At 59.3% G+C, this 12,650-nt stretch carries 16 protein-coding genes and 1 pseudogene; 10 read left to right on the plus strand and 7 right to left on the minus strand.

Annotation, left to right across the window (positions count from 1 at the left end; genetic code table 11):
- The first annotated feature begins 158 nt into the window (after positions 1-158).
- The 6 genes from M5G20_RS14055 to M5G20_RS14080 all read left to right on the plus strand — a co-directional run bounded on the left by M5G20_RS14055 (position 159) and on the right by M5G20_RS14080 (position 3,439).
- A complete protein-coding gene (locus M5G20_RS14055) occupies positions 159-776 on the plus strand; it encodes a cytochrome b/b6 domain-containing protein (RefSeq protein WP_273919556.1) in 618 nt (205 codons plus the stop codon).
- Positions 773-1,558, plus strand: coding sequence for a molybdopterin-dependent oxidoreductase (locus M5G20_RS14060; protein WP_075948973.1), 786 nt, complete (start codon positions 773-775; stop codon positions 1,556-1,558). Before M5G20_RS14055 ends, M5G20_RS14060 begins: the two co-directional genes overlap by 4 nt.
- Before the next feature lie 53 nt (positions 1,559-1,611).
- Positions 1,612-1,878, plus strand: a complete 267-nt coding sequence (locus M5G20_RS14065) for a pentapeptide MXKDX repeat protein (RefSeq protein ID WP_273919557.1) — start codon at positions 1,612-1,614, stop codon at positions 1,876-1,878.
- Between the two features lie 166 nt (positions 1,879-2,044).
- Positions 2,045-2,188 (plus strand): hypothetical protein, encoded by a 144-nt coding sequence (locus M5G20_RS14070; RefSeq protein ID WP_443218304.1) that lies wholly within the window; start codon positions 2,045-2,047, stop codon positions 2,186-2,188.
- Between the two features lie 112 nt (positions 2,189-2,300).
- A complete protein-coding gene (locus M5G20_RS14075; protein WP_273919558.1) occupies positions 2,301-2,699 on the plus strand; it encodes a response regulator in 399 nt (132 codons plus the stop codon).
- 74 nt (positions 2,700-2,773) lie between these two features.
- Entirely contained in the window at positions 2,774-3,439 is a 666-nt protein-coding gene (locus M5G20_RS14080) for an HAD-IA family hydrolase (protein WP_273919559.1), read from the plus strand.
- Positions 3,440-3,461: 22 nt separating this feature from the next.
- Here the strand turns inward: M5G20_RS14080 and M5G20_RS14085 are convergent, their stop codons facing one another.
- Positions 3,462-4,406: a GlxA family transcriptional regulator gene (locus tag M5G20_RS14085; protein ID WP_273919560.1), complete on the minus strand. Its 945-nt coding sequence runs from the start codon at positions 4,404-4,406 to the stop codon at positions 3,462-3,464.
- Positions 4,407-4,530: 124 nt separating this feature from the next.
- Here M5G20_RS14085 and M5G20_RS14090 point away from each other — a divergent pair, with 124 nt between their 5' ends.
- The gene (locus M5G20_RS14090) at positions 4,531-5,322 is read left to right on the plus strand and encodes an SDR family NAD(P)-dependent oxidoreductase (protein WP_273919561.1); all 792 of its coding nucleotides are present in this window, start codon (positions 4,531-4,533) and stop codon (positions 5,320-5,322) included.
- Positions 5,323-5,444: 122 nt separating this feature from the next.
- Here M5G20_RS14090 and M5G20_RS14095 read toward each other — a convergent pair whose 3' ends face one another.
- Complete coding sequence (locus M5G20_RS14095) at positions 5,445-5,762, minus strand: DUF2388 domain-containing protein (protein WP_273919562.1); 318 nt, start codon at positions 5,760-5,762, stop codon at positions 5,445-5,447.
- A 101-nt stretch (positions 5,763-5,863) separates the two neighbouring features.
- Complete coding sequence (locus M5G20_RS14100; RefSeq protein ID WP_273919563.1) at positions 5,864-6,880, minus strand: GlxA family transcriptional regulator; 1,017 nt, start codon at positions 6,878-6,880, stop codon at positions 5,864-5,866.
- A 387-nt stretch (positions 6,881-7,267) separates the two neighbouring features.
- Between M5G20_RS14100 and M5G20_RS14105 the strand changes: the two genes are divergently transcribed.
- Together M5G20_RS14105 and M5G20_RS14110 are read left to right on the plus strand one after the other, a co-directional pair.
- The gene (locus M5G20_RS14105) at positions 7,268-8,389 is read left to right on the plus strand and encodes an NAD(P)/FAD-dependent oxidoreductase (protein ID WP_273919564.1); all 1,122 of its coding nucleotides are present in this window, start codon (positions 7,268-7,270) and stop codon (positions 8,387-8,389) included.
- 87 nt (positions 8,390-8,476) lie between these two features.
- The gene (locus tag M5G20_RS14110) at positions 8,477-9,070 is read left to right on the plus strand and encodes a DinB family protein (protein ID WP_273919565.1); all 594 of its coding nucleotides are present in this window, start codon (positions 8,477-8,479) and stop codon (positions 9,068-9,070) included.
- On the opposite strand, the gene M5G20_RS14115 is transcribed toward M5G20_RS14110, so the two are convergent.
- The 4 genes from M5G20_RS14115 to M5G20_RS14130 form a co-directional block, all read right to left on the minus strand.
- Positions 8,991-9,911: a LysR family transcriptional regulator gene (locus M5G20_RS14115; RefSeq protein WP_273919566.1), complete on the minus strand. Its 921-nt coding sequence runs from the start codon at positions 9,909-9,911 to the stop codon at positions 8,991-8,993. The genes M5G20_RS14110 and M5G20_RS14115 overlap by 80 nt on opposite strands.
- A gap of 213 nt (positions 9,912-10,124) precedes the next feature.
- A complete protein-coding gene (locus tag M5G20_RS14120; RefSeq protein ID WP_273919567.1) occupies positions 10,125-10,472 on the minus strand; it encodes a DUF6124 family protein in 348 nt (115 codons plus the stop codon).
- 438 nt (positions 10,473-10,910) lie between these two features.
- Positions 10,911-11,633, minus strand: a complete 723-nt coding sequence (locus M5G20_RS14125) for a type III secretion system effector phosphothreonine lyase (RefSeq protein ID WP_273919568.1) — start codon at positions 11,631-11,633, stop codon at positions 10,911-10,913.
- A 100-nt stretch (positions 11,634-11,733) separates the two neighbouring features.
- Complete coding sequence (locus tag M5G20_RS14130) at positions 11,734-11,988, minus strand: DUF6124 family protein (protein WP_273919569.1); 255 nt, start codon at positions 11,986-11,988, stop codon at positions 11,734-11,736.
- Between the two features lie 509 nt (positions 11,989-12,497).
- On the opposite strand from M5G20_RS14130, the pseudogene M5G20_RS14135 reads away from it, so the two are divergent.
- Positions 12,498-12,602: pseudogene (locus M5G20_RS14135) on the plus strand (aldo/keto reductase); the annotation flags it as partial.
- Positions 12,603-12,650 lie beyond the last annotated feature (48 nt).

The raw sequence follows: 12,650 nt of genomic DNA on the forward strand, positions 1-12,650 counted from the left end.
TTTAACCATAGATGCGCTCGTTACAGATCACACAAAACCCTGTGGGAGCGGGGTGTCCGGAGGCGAGTTATCACGATTAATTTAACTTTGCGTGAGGATTTGGCGATCTTCCGGCTCCCATACTCGGCTCCAACGAACAACAACATCGGGAGCCGGACATGTCGCAGCCATCTGCTTCACCCAAGGCCAGTCATCCACGCTGGCTGCGCCTGACCCATTGGCTCAATGCCCTGGCGGTGCTGGTGATGGTCACCAGTGGCTGGCGCATCTACAACGCCTCGCCGATCTACGACTTCAGTTTTCCCGCGTCGATCACCCTCGGCGGCTGGCTCGGTGGCGCCTTGCAATGGCATTTCGCGGCAATGTGGTTCCTGGCGATCAACGGCCTGGTCTACCTGGTCATCAACCTGTTCAGTGGCCGTCTCAAACGACGCTTTTTTCCGCTGTCGCCCAAAGGCGTGCTGCACGACTTGTGGGCCGCATTGCGCGGAAAGCTCGGGCATTCCGATCTCAGTCATTACAACCAGGTGCAACGCTTCGCCTACCTGTTTGTGATCATCGACATCACGCTGCTGGTGCTCTCCGGGCTGGTGTTGTGGAAGTCGGTGCAGTTCCCGATTTTGCGCGAATTGATGTGGGGTTACGAAGGCGCGCGCCGTGTGCACTTCTTCGCCATGGCGCTCTTGGTGGCCTTCGTGGCGGTGCATCTGGTGATGGTCGCTCTGGTGCCCAAAACGCTATTGGCCATGATCGTTGGCCGCAAGGAGCCGGTATGAAAAAGCGCATTCAGGTGCCAGGGCTGGATGAGGCTTCGATCCTCACGGATGCCCGCAAGATCCTCGCACCCCAGATCGAAGACCGCTCGCGTCGTTCGTTTCTGCTGCGTGGCCTGACCCTGGGCGGCGTGGCGATGCTGTCCGGTTGCAACATCACCGACAATGACAGCGTCGAGACTGCGTTGTCGTCGATGTCGCGCTTCAACGACCGGGTCCAGGGCTGGCTGTTCAACCCCAACGCCATGGCCCCGACCTACCCGGCGTCGATGATCACCCGGCCGTTTCCCTTCAATGCGTTCTACGGCATCGAAGACGCGCCGACGGTGGAGGAGGAGAGCTATCGCCTGGAAGTCACCGGGCTGGTCGCCGACAAACGCAGCTGGCGCCTTGAAGAACTGCGCGCCATGGCCCAGACCGAGCAGATCACCCGGCACATTTGCGTGGAAGGCTGGAGCGCGATCGGCCGCTGGGGAGGCGTGCGTTTCAGCGATTTCCTCAAGCGCATCGGCGCCGACACCGATGCCAAATACGTCGGCTTCAAATGCGCCGACGACTACTACACCAGCATCGACATGGCCACCGCGCTGCACGCGCAAACGCAGTTGTCGCTGACCTATGACGGCGCGGTGCTGCCGCGCGAATACGGCTTCCCGATGAAGCTGCGCATGCCCACCAAGCTGGGCTACAAGAACCCCAAACACATTCAGGCGATTTTCGTCAGCAACACCTTCAGCGGTGGCTACTGGGAAGACCAGGGCTACAACTGGTTCGGTGGCAGCTGATAAACGTCCGACACCTTCACCGTCCGCAAACCCATGCTCCAAGGAGTTTCATCATGAAAAAGTTGACCACCGCTGTTTTGTCCATGTGCCTGGCCGTAGGTGCCGCTAGCGTGTTCGCGGCTGACACCATGAGCAAGGACAGCATGAGCAAGGATTCGATGTCCAAGGATGCCATGTCCAAAGACGCGATGAAGAAAGATGCAATGTCCAAGGACGCGATGAAAAAAGACGCGATGTCCAAGGATTCCATGAGCAAGGACGGCATGAAAAAAGACGCCATGTCCAAAGACGCGATGAAAAAGGATGCCATGTCGCAATAACCATAAATAACGCAATCCCCTGTGGGAGCGAGCCTGCTCGCGATGGCGGTCTGTCAGCAAACAGATGTATGGGCTGACACTACGCAATCGCGAGCAGGCTCGCTCCCACAGTTTTTCTACCGCGCTTGAACGGGTATGACCTGAACTCATACCCCCATGACTTTTAATGGTTACAGCCCCGCCAAGCCTCAGTGTTAAAAAACGCATCGTCGATGCATCGATTTTCCCCAACGTCACCTCGGGCAACACCCACGCCGCGGTGTTGATGGTGGCCGAGAAGGGCGCTGATCTGATCCTGCAGGACGCTTGATTTATCACCTGGGTGTATCAAAAATGAATTTCCACGGAGTCCGCTGCTCCTACTTGTAGGTAGCGGGTTCAGACCCGCGAAATCATAGGTGCAATCAGGGAGCGGCAAGTTCATGAGCCAAGTGACGACGGCGGACGGAATTCTTCCTGAGGGGTTGATTCTGGTGGTTGAAGACGATCCGCTGATCCTGGAATTTCTCTGTGAAATTCTGCAGGAAGAAGGCTTCAAGGTGCAGCCGCAGGACAGTGCCGATGCCGCAGCGGAATATCTGGAGCAGCATGCTGCGCAAGTCAGCTTGCTGCTCACGGACATCACCATGCCCGGCAAACTCAATGGCGCCGATCTCGCCAACCAGTTTGGTGATCGCTGGCCGGACAAGCCGATCATGATCATGTCCGGCTACGAAACCCCGCAAAGCTCCGGGGTCCGGCATGAGGTGGCTTTCATCAAGAAACCCTGGGCGCTGGGGCAGTTGCTCGATTGTGTGGAAGGCGCCCTCAAATCCCGATGAGTCCTGCAGGTGCTGCTGCGGATCATGTAGATTGTGCAAAACATCCGTCAGACTCTTGAGACAGGAAGGACCTTTTGCCAGCTCAAACATCCGTCTTCAATACCCCTTATCGTGCCTTCCTCTTCGACATGGACGGCACCATCCTCACTTCGATTGCCGCCGCCGAACGCGTCTGGACCACCTGGGCCTTGCGCCATGGTGTCGACGTCGAAACCTTTCTGCCGACCATCCATGGTGCCCGTGCCATCGACACCATCACGCGTCTGGCCTTGCCCGGTGTGGATGCCGAGGCGGAAGCGGCGTGGATCACCCAGGCGGAAATCGACGATGTCGAGGGCGTCGAGCAAGTGGCCGGCGCTGCGGCGTTTCTCAAGTCGCTGCCGGCTCATCAATGGGCCATCGTCACCTCAGCGCCGAGGACGCTGGCGTTGCGTCGAATGGCAGCGGCAGGGATCCCTGAACCGGACGTGATGGTCACCGCCGAAGACGTCAGCCTCGGCAAACCCGACCCGAGCGGTTATCGTCTCGCGGCGAAACGGCTGGGCGTGGAGATGACTCAATGCCTGGTGTTCGAAGACGCCACGGTGGGGATTCTCGCGGCCGAGGCGGCGGGTGCGGATCTGCTGATTGTGACGGCGACGCATGAGCAACCGATTCAAACGGAGCATGCGACGTTGGCGGGTTACGATTTGGTCGAAGCACATTTGGCTGAGAAAAGTCTCAGCCTGCGCCCCCTCTAAATACAGGGCGAGCCTGCCGGAATTATGCTGACGCTGATCGCGCGCTACGTCGTATCACCTGCGGTGGCTGTCCGAATGCCCGCAGGAACGCTTCGCGCATGCGGCGCCGATCGCTGAAGCCGGTTTCCAGGGCGATCTGGTCAAGGGTCAAGCGCCCGCGTTCGAGCATTTGCCGCGCCGCTTCCAGGCGCAGGTTTTCAATGGCCTTGGCCGGCGACTGGCCGGTTTCGGCGCGGAATGCCCGGCTGAACTGCCGTGGACTCAGGCGCGCCACCTCGGCCAGTTGTTCGACTGAAAGCACTTGCTCCAGGTGTTCCCGGGCGTAGGTCAAGACGGTCTGGATGCGATCGGATTTCGGTTCCAGTTCCAGCAGCGCCGAATGCTGCGACTGACCGCCCGCGCGGCGGTGATACATCACCAGCTTCTGCGCCACTGAACGGGCGAGGTCGGCGCCATGGTCTTTTTCGACCATGGCCAGCGCCAGGTCGATACCGGCAGTCATGCCGGCGGACGTCCAGATGGCACCGTCAATCACGTAGATCCGGTCGGCCTCCACGTGGATTCCGGCGAAACGATCCTGCAGCTGTCGCACATACGCCCAATGAGTGGTTGCGCGTTTTCCTTCAAGTAATCCGGCTTGAGCCAGGACAAAAGCCCCGGAACAAATCGACGCGGTGCGGCGCGCGGTGTTGACGCTGGCGCGCAGGAATTCGAGCACCGCGTCGGGCGCCTGTTCGAGGACGGAATCACCGCCGGCCACGATCACCGTGTCGAACACGCGCTCATCGAATGCTTCAGTGCCGATACTCAAACCGCCGGAGGCCCGCAACGAGCAGCCGTCTGCGGATAGCACGCGCACGTCGTACAGCCTTTCGCCAGCGCTGAAGTTGGCGTACTCGAACACCGGCATCGCCGCCAGTGCCATGGACTGGAAGCCTTCGAATACCACAAACGCCACGGTGATCATCAAGATGTCCTCAAACGGTGATGTCCGAAAAACGTACTTTAAACGTCATTTGAGACGCAGGCGAGGGCATTTATAACGGTACACAACCGGCGAATGTCTCGCCCCACTGTGAAGGAAACCGATTATGGCGCTCTCATCCAAAGGCACTGCATTGATCACCGGCGCATCGTCGGGTATCGGCGCGGTGTACGCCGACCGTCTCGCCCGCCAGGGCTATGACCTGATTCTGGTCGCCCGCAGCCAGGCAAAACTCAATGCCCTGGCCAGACAGTTGAGCGACCAGACGGGTCGCACCGTGGAAGTGGTCGCCGCCGACCTCAAGGAAAAGGCCGATGTGCGGCGGGTAGAAGACATCCTGCGCAACGACGCCAGTATCACGCTGCTGGTCAATAACGCCGGTGTCGGCGCGGTCATGCCATTGCTTGGCAGCCCGGTGGATGAAATGGAAGACATGATCACCCTCAATGTCACCGCGTTGATGCGACTGGCCTACGCCGTGATGCCTGGCTTCGTCGCGCGCGGCGCCGGGACGGTGATCAACATTTCTTCAATCGTTGCCATCGCCCCGGAAATCCTCAACGGAGTGTACGGTGGGACCAAGGCGTTTGTGCTGGGCTTGAGCCAGTCGATGCATCGGGAGTTGTCCGACAAAGGCGTGCGCGTCCAGGCGGTGCTCCCGGGCGCCACCGCGACCGACTTCTGGAGCGAAGCGGGCAACCCGGTGGAAAACCTGCCGCCGGAAATCGTCATGTCCGCGCAGGACATGGTCGATGCGGCATTGGTGGGGTTGGCGAAGGGTGAAGTGGTGACCATCCCGGGGTTGCACGATGGCAGCCAGTGGGGCCGCCATGAAGCTCAGCGCCAAGTGTTGAGCGGGCTGTTCGGAAGTTCGGCAGCGGCACCGCGTTATCGCTGAAATGCCGACCCTGTCGCTGGCGCGGCAGGGTCAACCTCAATGCGCAACGGTGGGGTCAAAAACGGGCAGGGCTGACAACGCTATCGAAGTGTCACAAGCCCCACCGCTCAGTTTGACGCTGGCTATTGAAGCGCTTGCGTGCCGTCCTGAACGAGAATGGCACGGGCCAGTTCTTCGTCACTGGCATTGAGCCCAGGATTTTGCTGACGTACCCGTTGTAATACCTGCTCCAGATAAACGCCACGAATCGCACCCTCACTGGCTACGAAGCTGGACGCATCATCCCGGGCGGGAATCATCAACTTGTCGTCCTTGAACGTCGAGTACAACGAGGCCGAGACCCCTGCCGAAGTGGCGACATCTTTTGCGTCCACATCGGCCATCGCGGAGCCGAACGGTAAGCACAGCACAAGGGAAGAAATGAGAATCAGACGGCGCATGACGGTGTCCTCTGAAAGCGTGCAGCAAAAAGGAAATACCTCATCCTTTAGGATGCACGACAACGCTCAGGAGTTCCCTGCCGCTGCATCCGGCCGCTGATTCAACGGGAAAAGCGGTTGCGATAGTCCCTCGGCGAGACGCCCAGGTTGCGCTGGAATGTCAGGCGCATGCGCTCTTCATCACCAAACCCGCACAGTCGGGAAATTTGATCGATATTACGTTCGGAGTCTTCCAGCAGGCGTCGGGCGGCTTCCACGCGCAGCACCTCCACCGCTTTTGCCGGGGTGCGGCCAGTCTTGAGTTTGTAGACCCGGGCGAAGTTGCGCGGGCTCATCTGCACCTGCTGGGCGAGCAGGTCGACTGTCAGGTTATTGCTCGCAAGATTTTTTGAGATCCACAGGTGCAGGTCGTCAAACACGGCGCCGTCGCTGGTCTGCGATTGCAGCAATTCACTGTATTGAGCCTGGCCGCCGGGACGTTTGAGGAACACCACCATTTCCCGCGCCACCAGCAGCGCCAGTTCACGTCCACAATCTTCTTCGACCAGCGCCAGGGCCAGGTCGATGCCGGCACTGACCCCGGCGGAAGTCCAGACCGAGCCCTGCTGAACGAAGATCGCATCGTTGTCGACTTCGATCGACGGGTGACGCTCCTTGAGCATGCCGCACATCGCCCAATGGGTAGCGGCGCGCCGGCCATCGAGCAATCCGGCTTCGGCGAGCAAGAACGTGCCGCTGCACACCGAGGCGGTGCGTCTGACCTGGGTCGCGGCGTTTTTGAGCCAGTCGACAACGTCCAGGGCATTGTTCATCGCCAGAATAATCTCCGGCGCCCCGGGGACGATCAGGGTGTCGATCAAGTGCTCGGCGAAATCGCTCAACGGCAGGGTGTCGACAGCCAGGCCTTCGGCCGTTTGAATCAGGCCGCCGTTGAGGCTCGCGGTTTGCAGTTTGTAACCCGGCAGATTGCTGCTGCTGAGATAACGAGAGGCCGCCCAAAACACGGTTTGCGCGCCGGTCAAGTCCAGCAGGCCCATCTGCGGGTAAGCGAGGAAGACGATCAGGCGCGATGCTTCGGATTGGATTTCGCGGGGGGCGAGTGAATTTGCGATGTTCATAGGCTTCTGTTTCAGCGAGTGGGAATAATCATAATTCGCAAACAATCTAAAGGTTATCGCAATTGGTCGGCTGTCGTTATTTCAGGGTTTTATGTCAGTCGCCCAAGCGGAATCACTCTAGCATGTTCGTACTCGGGCAGCCGCTGTGCAGGGGGTCGACCCAGGTCAGCCTCAACCCCGTAGCCATTCGTTGACAAGCGCTGGCGGACCGGGGACATCAGCCAACCGGACGTGCGTGCGCAAGTGCTGGCGGCCTGTCCGCAGGTCGACATTGGATGACATTCGGTGATCCCCCAATCAGATCCCGTCATTATTCAGCGCGCGGGGGCGTGCTGCTGGCGATATTCTCCAGTCTGATCGATTACCGCGAGCGAGGGCGGGTTTGACATGAGTGCAGGACAGGGCAACGTCGATATCGATTGCGTGGTGGTCGGGGCTGGAGTGGTCGGTTTGGCGGTCGCCAGGGCGCTGGCCATGAGTGGGCGTGAAGTGATTGTGCTCGAAGCCGGCGAAGGCATCGGCACGGGCATCAGTTCGCGCAACTCAGAAGTGATCCACGCCGGCATTTACTATCCTACCGGTAGCCTCAAGGCGCAGTTATGTGTGGAGGGCAAGCATCGCCTCTACGCCTTCTGCGATGAGCGCGGTGTCAATTATCAACGCCTCGGGAAACTGATCGTCGCCACCGATGAGGCGCAGCGTTTGGCCTTGCGGGTGTTGCTGGAGCAAGGGCGGCGCAATGGTGTCGATGATTTGCAATGGCTGGAGGCGAGTGCGGCGCATGAGCTTGAACCGGCGCTGTCCTGCGTCGCTGCGTTGTGGTCGCCATCGACCGGGATTGTCGATTCCCACGAGTTGATGCTGGCGTTGCAAGGCGATGTCGAAAGCGGTGGCGGCTCACTGGCCTTTCACTCGCCGTTGCTGTCGGCGCGCGTTATCGAACAGGGTTTTGAGCTGCACATCGGCGGCGCCGAACCCATGACCTTGCGCTGCCGCGAGCTGATCAATTGCGCCGGATTGTCCGCGCCTGAAGTGGCGAGCCGAATCGCCGGTCTGCCTGCACAACACGTTCCGACGGCGCGGCTGTGCAAGGGTAGCTATTTCAGCTTCAGCGGCCGGGCGCCGTTTCGGCATCTGGTCTACCCGGCACCCGAGAGCGCCGGATTGGGGGTGCACATGACCCTCGACCTCGCAGGCCAGGCGCGATTCGGGCCGGACGTGGAATGGGTTGATACGCAGGACTACCGCGTCGATCCAGCACGGGCCGACGGTTTTTACGCGGCCATACGGCGTTACTGGCCGGGCTTGCCGGATAACAGCCTGCAACCGGCCTACAGTGGCATTCGCCCGAAAATCAGTGGCCCGGGCGAGCTGGCAGCAGACTTCATTATCAGTGGTCCGGCCGACCATGGCCTGCCCGGGTTAGTCAATCTGTTCGGCATTGAGTCGCCGGGCCTGACCAGTTGCCTGGCGCTGGCCGGGCGGGTGGTGGATTCGTTGACGAGGTAACCGCCATACCGATGATCAGCGCCTGCGGCACTTGGCGTGGATAGCGCTATCCTTGGGAGATGCGCTATTCGCCATCGGAGAAGTTCGATGATCAATGCACGCACTGCCCGCATGCTTGCCGATTACAAACAATGGGCCAACCAGCGCCTCTTCGAGAATCTGGCGCAGTTGCCGCCGGGCGAAATCGACAAGGAACGCGCCGGTATCTTCAAGAACATGATTGGCACGCTCAATCACATGTATGTCGTGGACTGCCTCTGGCAGGCTCATCTTGAAGGGCGAGGGCATAGCTTCAAGTCTTCCCATGACGTGGTGCACCCGGCCTTGCCGGACCTGCGCCTGGCGCAACAGAACGTTGATCACTGGTACTGCAACTGGAGCGCGCGGCAGACCGATGCCTCGCTGGATAAACCCCTGCGGTTCACGTTTATCTCCGGTGAAAGCGGCACCATGAGCGCCGGCGCGATGCTCATGCATGTGGTCAACCACGCCAGCTATCACCGGGGCTGGGTGATCCAGATGTACTTCGAAATCCCGGCCATGCCGCCGATGACCGACCTGCCGATCTACCTGCGCGAGACCGACCCGAACTTCAACTCACTCAATGCTTCGGCAGTGGAGCAGACATGTGCTCCGCAATACGCGATCGCAACCAACGTTCTGCCGGATCGTTATCGCTGACGCCGTTCCAGACCATCGACAGCTCCGACAGATTGATAGCGAACGGCGGGTCATCGGCACGCAACTGGTCGCTGCCTTCGATCAGGGAAGCCGCCGCATAGTCCGGCACCGACGCGAGCATGTCAGTGCCTGCCAGCAACGCCCGCAGGCCAGAAAACTGCGGTACCGCCAGCACCACCCGACGGGAACGTCCGATACGGGCCAGGTCGTTATCGATCGCACCGCTCAGGTCCCCGGAAAACGACACCAGTGCGTGGGGACGCTCGCAGAATTCATCCAGGGTCAGCGGGCCGGGGCGATCATCACCGCGCAGCACCTTGACGCTCAGGTCGCGCAATTTCTTGCGTTTGGCATTGGCCGGCAACTCCGTGGTGTAACTGATGCCCACGGAAATTTCCCCGCTGGCAAGCATCGACGACATCAACAAGTAATTCACCCGCCGGACCACCACCACAATGTTCTGCGCTTCTTCGCGGATCTGCTTGAGCAGCGGTGGAAACAGACCAAACTCGGCATCATCGGACAGCCCGATGCGAAACACATCGCGGCTGATCGACGGATCAAAATCCTTGGCCCGACTCACCGCGCCGGAAATGGTATCCATCGCCGGCTGCAACTCCTTGAGAATCGCCAGCGCCCGGGGCGTCGGCTCCAGCACACGACCGTTACGCACCAGCAACGGGTCATCAAACAAATCGCGCAACCGGGCGAGTGCCGCACTGACGGCAGGCTGGCCGAGAAACAGCTTCTCGCCGGCGCGGGTCAGATTTTTTTCGAACATCAGGGTTTCGAAAATCACCAACAGATTCATGTCCACGCGGCGCAGGTCGTTGCGGTTCATGCTCGGGACTCGCTAGGGTTTGGGGTTTTTTCAGTAAAGCATCAAACGCTGTGGCGAGGGAGCTTGTCGGATCGCCGTCCCGTCCCGTCCCGCTCGGCTGCGCAGCAGTCATAAGCCCTGCGTATGCGGTGTGCCTGAATGATCGAGGTTGCAGGGTTTAGGGCCGCTTTGCGACCCAGCGGGAGCAAGCTCCCTCGCCACAGGGGATTGCGTTTATGCAGGTGGATCGATTCGATCCAGCGCCCGGTTCACCGCCAGCTCGCCGAGCATGATGACTTGGGCGATGCCCAGCAGGGTGTGGCGGCTTGATCCCTCTGTCCGATCCGCCAGGTCCAGGGTCATGACATGGGCCGAGGCCAGTGATTCGCACGCATCGGCCAGCAGGGTTTCGACGTCGATTTGCGGGTCGATGACGTACATCGTGCAGAGTGTGCGTGGCGTTGCGCGGATGTCGGCGGCGGAGGGGATGTGGTCGATGTTTTCTTGGTTTTTTTGTGAATGGAGGTTTTCGTTCGGGGCGATTGGATCGGTGTTTGGTGGATTAGCCGTTGGTTTGCACATACATAGAACTCCTCTCATCGTAATAAAGGAGCCATCACCGTTCGCTACCAAACGAAGGTGGTGGCCATGCACAGGTTGGTAGACCGGGATGCGAGGAGACCGGCGCGCCCGAGGGCACCCTGTGCATGACCACCATAAAACAGCGACGGAGAATCATCGCAAATGATGTTGTGCACTTCGCAAGCCGGGCTACCAAACCCCATCGCTGTTTCTCAGCGACCGGCAAACGATAGAACCCGGCCCCAAGGCGCACAAGCCGGCGGATTCTGGCGTAAGCGTAGGCAACGACGCAAGGCGTTGTAGCTTTCATGAAGTAACGCTGACAGCCATTAAACAAACACTCGAAATGCAATCTCTAGGAGCGAGCAGGCTTGCTCCTGCACAGGTTCTGCATACGGCTTTGATCGGCTGTGGAGAAGGGCAGTTTATCCGCGGTGTTTATTCAGTGACCAACCGGTAGAACGGCTCGCTTCTGAGCATCTGATTTTGTGCCTCGCTTCCTTCCCGGTGACTGCGCAGTTCGTTTCTATAGCTGACGTACTGCCAGGACGAGGGGCGAATGTCTGAGTCCGGGTGCTGGCCAGGCTGGATGTTGCTTTCGGTCAGTATCGACTCCAGGCATTCCACAAAGTGCCGCACGCGATGCAGTTCCTGTACCGAGTGTTGCTCGCTCGCCAGGTCCAATTTTACGTAGAGGGTGAATTGGGCTCCCTCGCTGACGCGACTCGCAGGTTCTGCTCTCTCCATATCTGTGACTTTCCACTTGTCAATTGGACTGTCATCGGAAAAGAGTAGCCCACGTAATGCGTCAAATGCCTCTGGCACCTCATCGGGTTTGATGCTGAGGTGAAACTTATCGCCGTCAAACGGACCTGTGCATTGAGCTGGTTCACGACGCGCGTGTATGAACACGTCTTCTCCACTGTTGTTCAACATGAAGCTGTTATGTCGATCATAGAACCCACTTCGAAGCATGTTGCAGTATTCCGGAGCATGAGAAGCATGCTTGAAGTCAGGCACTGGTTCGCTGCGCATCTGGTGTATCAAACTTTCAAAATTTGCGTTCAGGTACACATGTGTGGATTGCGGTGTAGTGGCATCAGGTACGTTCGATTTCAGCTGAGTGAGATCCAGTAAAGGCGGGCGATTTTTGATGGGCATGAGCCATTCTCGGCGCAATGTAAGGGGCCGGCACTCTACGCAGCACTCAAGGAGTAGGTCTTCCAAAAACAGCTCAAGCACGCAGGGTTATAGGGCAGGTTCAGAGTTCATCAGCACTTTCCTGAAGCTCTGTATCAAGCAGGATGTTGCGGCTTGATCCCTCTGTCCGATCCGCCAGGTCCAGGGTCATGACATGGGCCGAGGCCAGTGATTCGCACGCATCGGCCAGCAGGGTTTCGACGTCGATTTGCGGGTCGATGACGTACATCGTGCAGAGTGTGCGTGGCGTTGCGCGGATGTCGGCGGCGGAGGGGATGTGGTCAGTGTCAGGTGGGGTGGATGTGACTTTGGACATGGATGGAGCTCCTGGGTTGTAAATTAGGAGCCGTCACGTTTCGCTACCAAACGAGAGTGGCGGCCATGCGCAGGTTGGTAGACCGGTAATCCCAGGAACCCGGCGCGTCCGAGGACGCCCTGCGCATGGCCACCATATATGCAAAGACAAAAAAGCCTTCACAGAAGGTCGCACTGCACACCTGGAAAATCCGGGCTACCAAACCCCATCGTTGTTTCTCAGCGACCGGCAAACGATAGAACCCGGCCCCAAGGCGCACAAGCCGGCGGATTCTGGCGTAAGCGTAGGCAACGACGCAAGGCGTTGTAGCTTTCATGAAGTAACGCTGACAGCCGTTAAACAACCTTGAACGGCTGCCATAAACCCTGTGGCGAGGGAGCTTGCTCCCGCTCGGCTGCGCAGCAGTCGTAAAACCTGCGTATGCGGTGTGCCTGAATGACCGAGGTTGCAGGGTTTAGGGCCGCTGCGCGACCCAGCGGGAGCAAGCTCCCTCGCCACAGGGGGCACTGTGTGAATTGACCCTTGATCTGAGCGAAGCGCAACCGGACGGTTTTCTGCTGGCGGGTCGCTACACTGTTCTCGACCATGACCGCGCCTCGCAGCGCTTGTTGGATGGTGGCATGCGCTGCGCGATGCGAAACGGGTGTCCGAGCGCGCACCAT

It is taken from the genome of Pseudomonas sp. TNT2022 ID1044 (assembly GCF_028656895.1).
GTDB lineage: Bacteria > Pseudomonadota > Gammaproteobacteria > Pseudomonadales > Pseudomonadaceae > Aquipseudomonas > Aquipseudomonas reinekei.

Coding starts and splice junctions, on each gene's coding strand:
- M5G20_RS14060 (WP_075948973.1), top strand. CDS start 773: ATGAAAAAGCGCATTCAGGTGCCAGGGCTGGATGAGGCTTCGATCCTC.
- M5G20_RS14125 (WP_273919568.1), bottom strand. CDS start 11,633: ATGCCCATCAAAAATCGCCCGCCTTTACTGGATCTCACTCAGCTGAAA.
- M5G20_RS14100 (WP_273919563.1), bottom strand. CDS start 6,880: ATGAACATCGCAAATTCACTCGCCCCCCGCGAAATCCAATCCGAAGCA.
- M5G20_RS14130 (WP_273919569.1), bottom strand. CDS start 11,988: ATGTCCAAAGTCACATCCACCCCACCTGACACTGACCACATCCCCTCC.
- M5G20_RS14075 (WP_273919558.1), top strand. CDS start 2,301: ATGAGCCAAGTGACGACGGCGGACGGAATTCTTCCTGAGGGGTTGATT.
- M5G20_RS14085 (WP_273919560.1), bottom strand. CDS start 4,406: ATGATCACCGTGGCGTTTGTGGTATTCGAAGGCTTCCAGTCCATGGCA.
- M5G20_RS14105 (WP_273919564.1), top strand. CDS start 7,268: ATGAGTGCAGGACAGGGCAACGTCGATATCGATTGCGTGGTGGTCGGG.
- M5G20_RS14055 (WP_273919556.1), top strand. CDS start 159: ATGTCGCAGCCATCTGCTTCACCCAAGGCCAGTCATCCACGCTGGCTG.
- M5G20_RS14090 (WP_273919561.1), top strand. CDS start 4,531: ATGGCGCTCTCATCCAAAGGCACTGCATTGATCACCGGCGCATCGTCG.
- M5G20_RS14065 (WP_273919557.1), top strand. CDS start 1,612: ATGAAAAAGTTGACCACCGCTGTTTTGTCCATGTGCCTGGCCGTAGGT.
- M5G20_RS14070 (WP_443218304.1), top strand. CDS start 2,045: ATGGTTACAGCCCCGCCAAGCCTCAGTGTTAAAAAACGCATCGTCGAT.
- M5G20_RS14110 (WP_273919565.1), top strand. CDS start 8,477: ATGATCAATGCACGCACTGCCCGCATGCTTGCCGATTACAAACAATGG.
- M5G20_RS14095 (WP_273919562.1), bottom strand. CDS start 5,762: ATGCGCCGTCTGATTCTCATTTCTTCCCTTGTGCTGTGCTTACCGTTC.
- M5G20_RS14120 (WP_273919567.1), bottom strand. CDS start 10,472: ATGTGCAAACCAACGGCTAATCCACCAAACACCGATCCAATCGCCCCG.
- M5G20_RS14115 (WP_273919566.1), bottom strand. CDS start 9,911: ATGAACCGCAACGACCTGCGCCGCGTGGACATGAATCTGTTGGTGATT.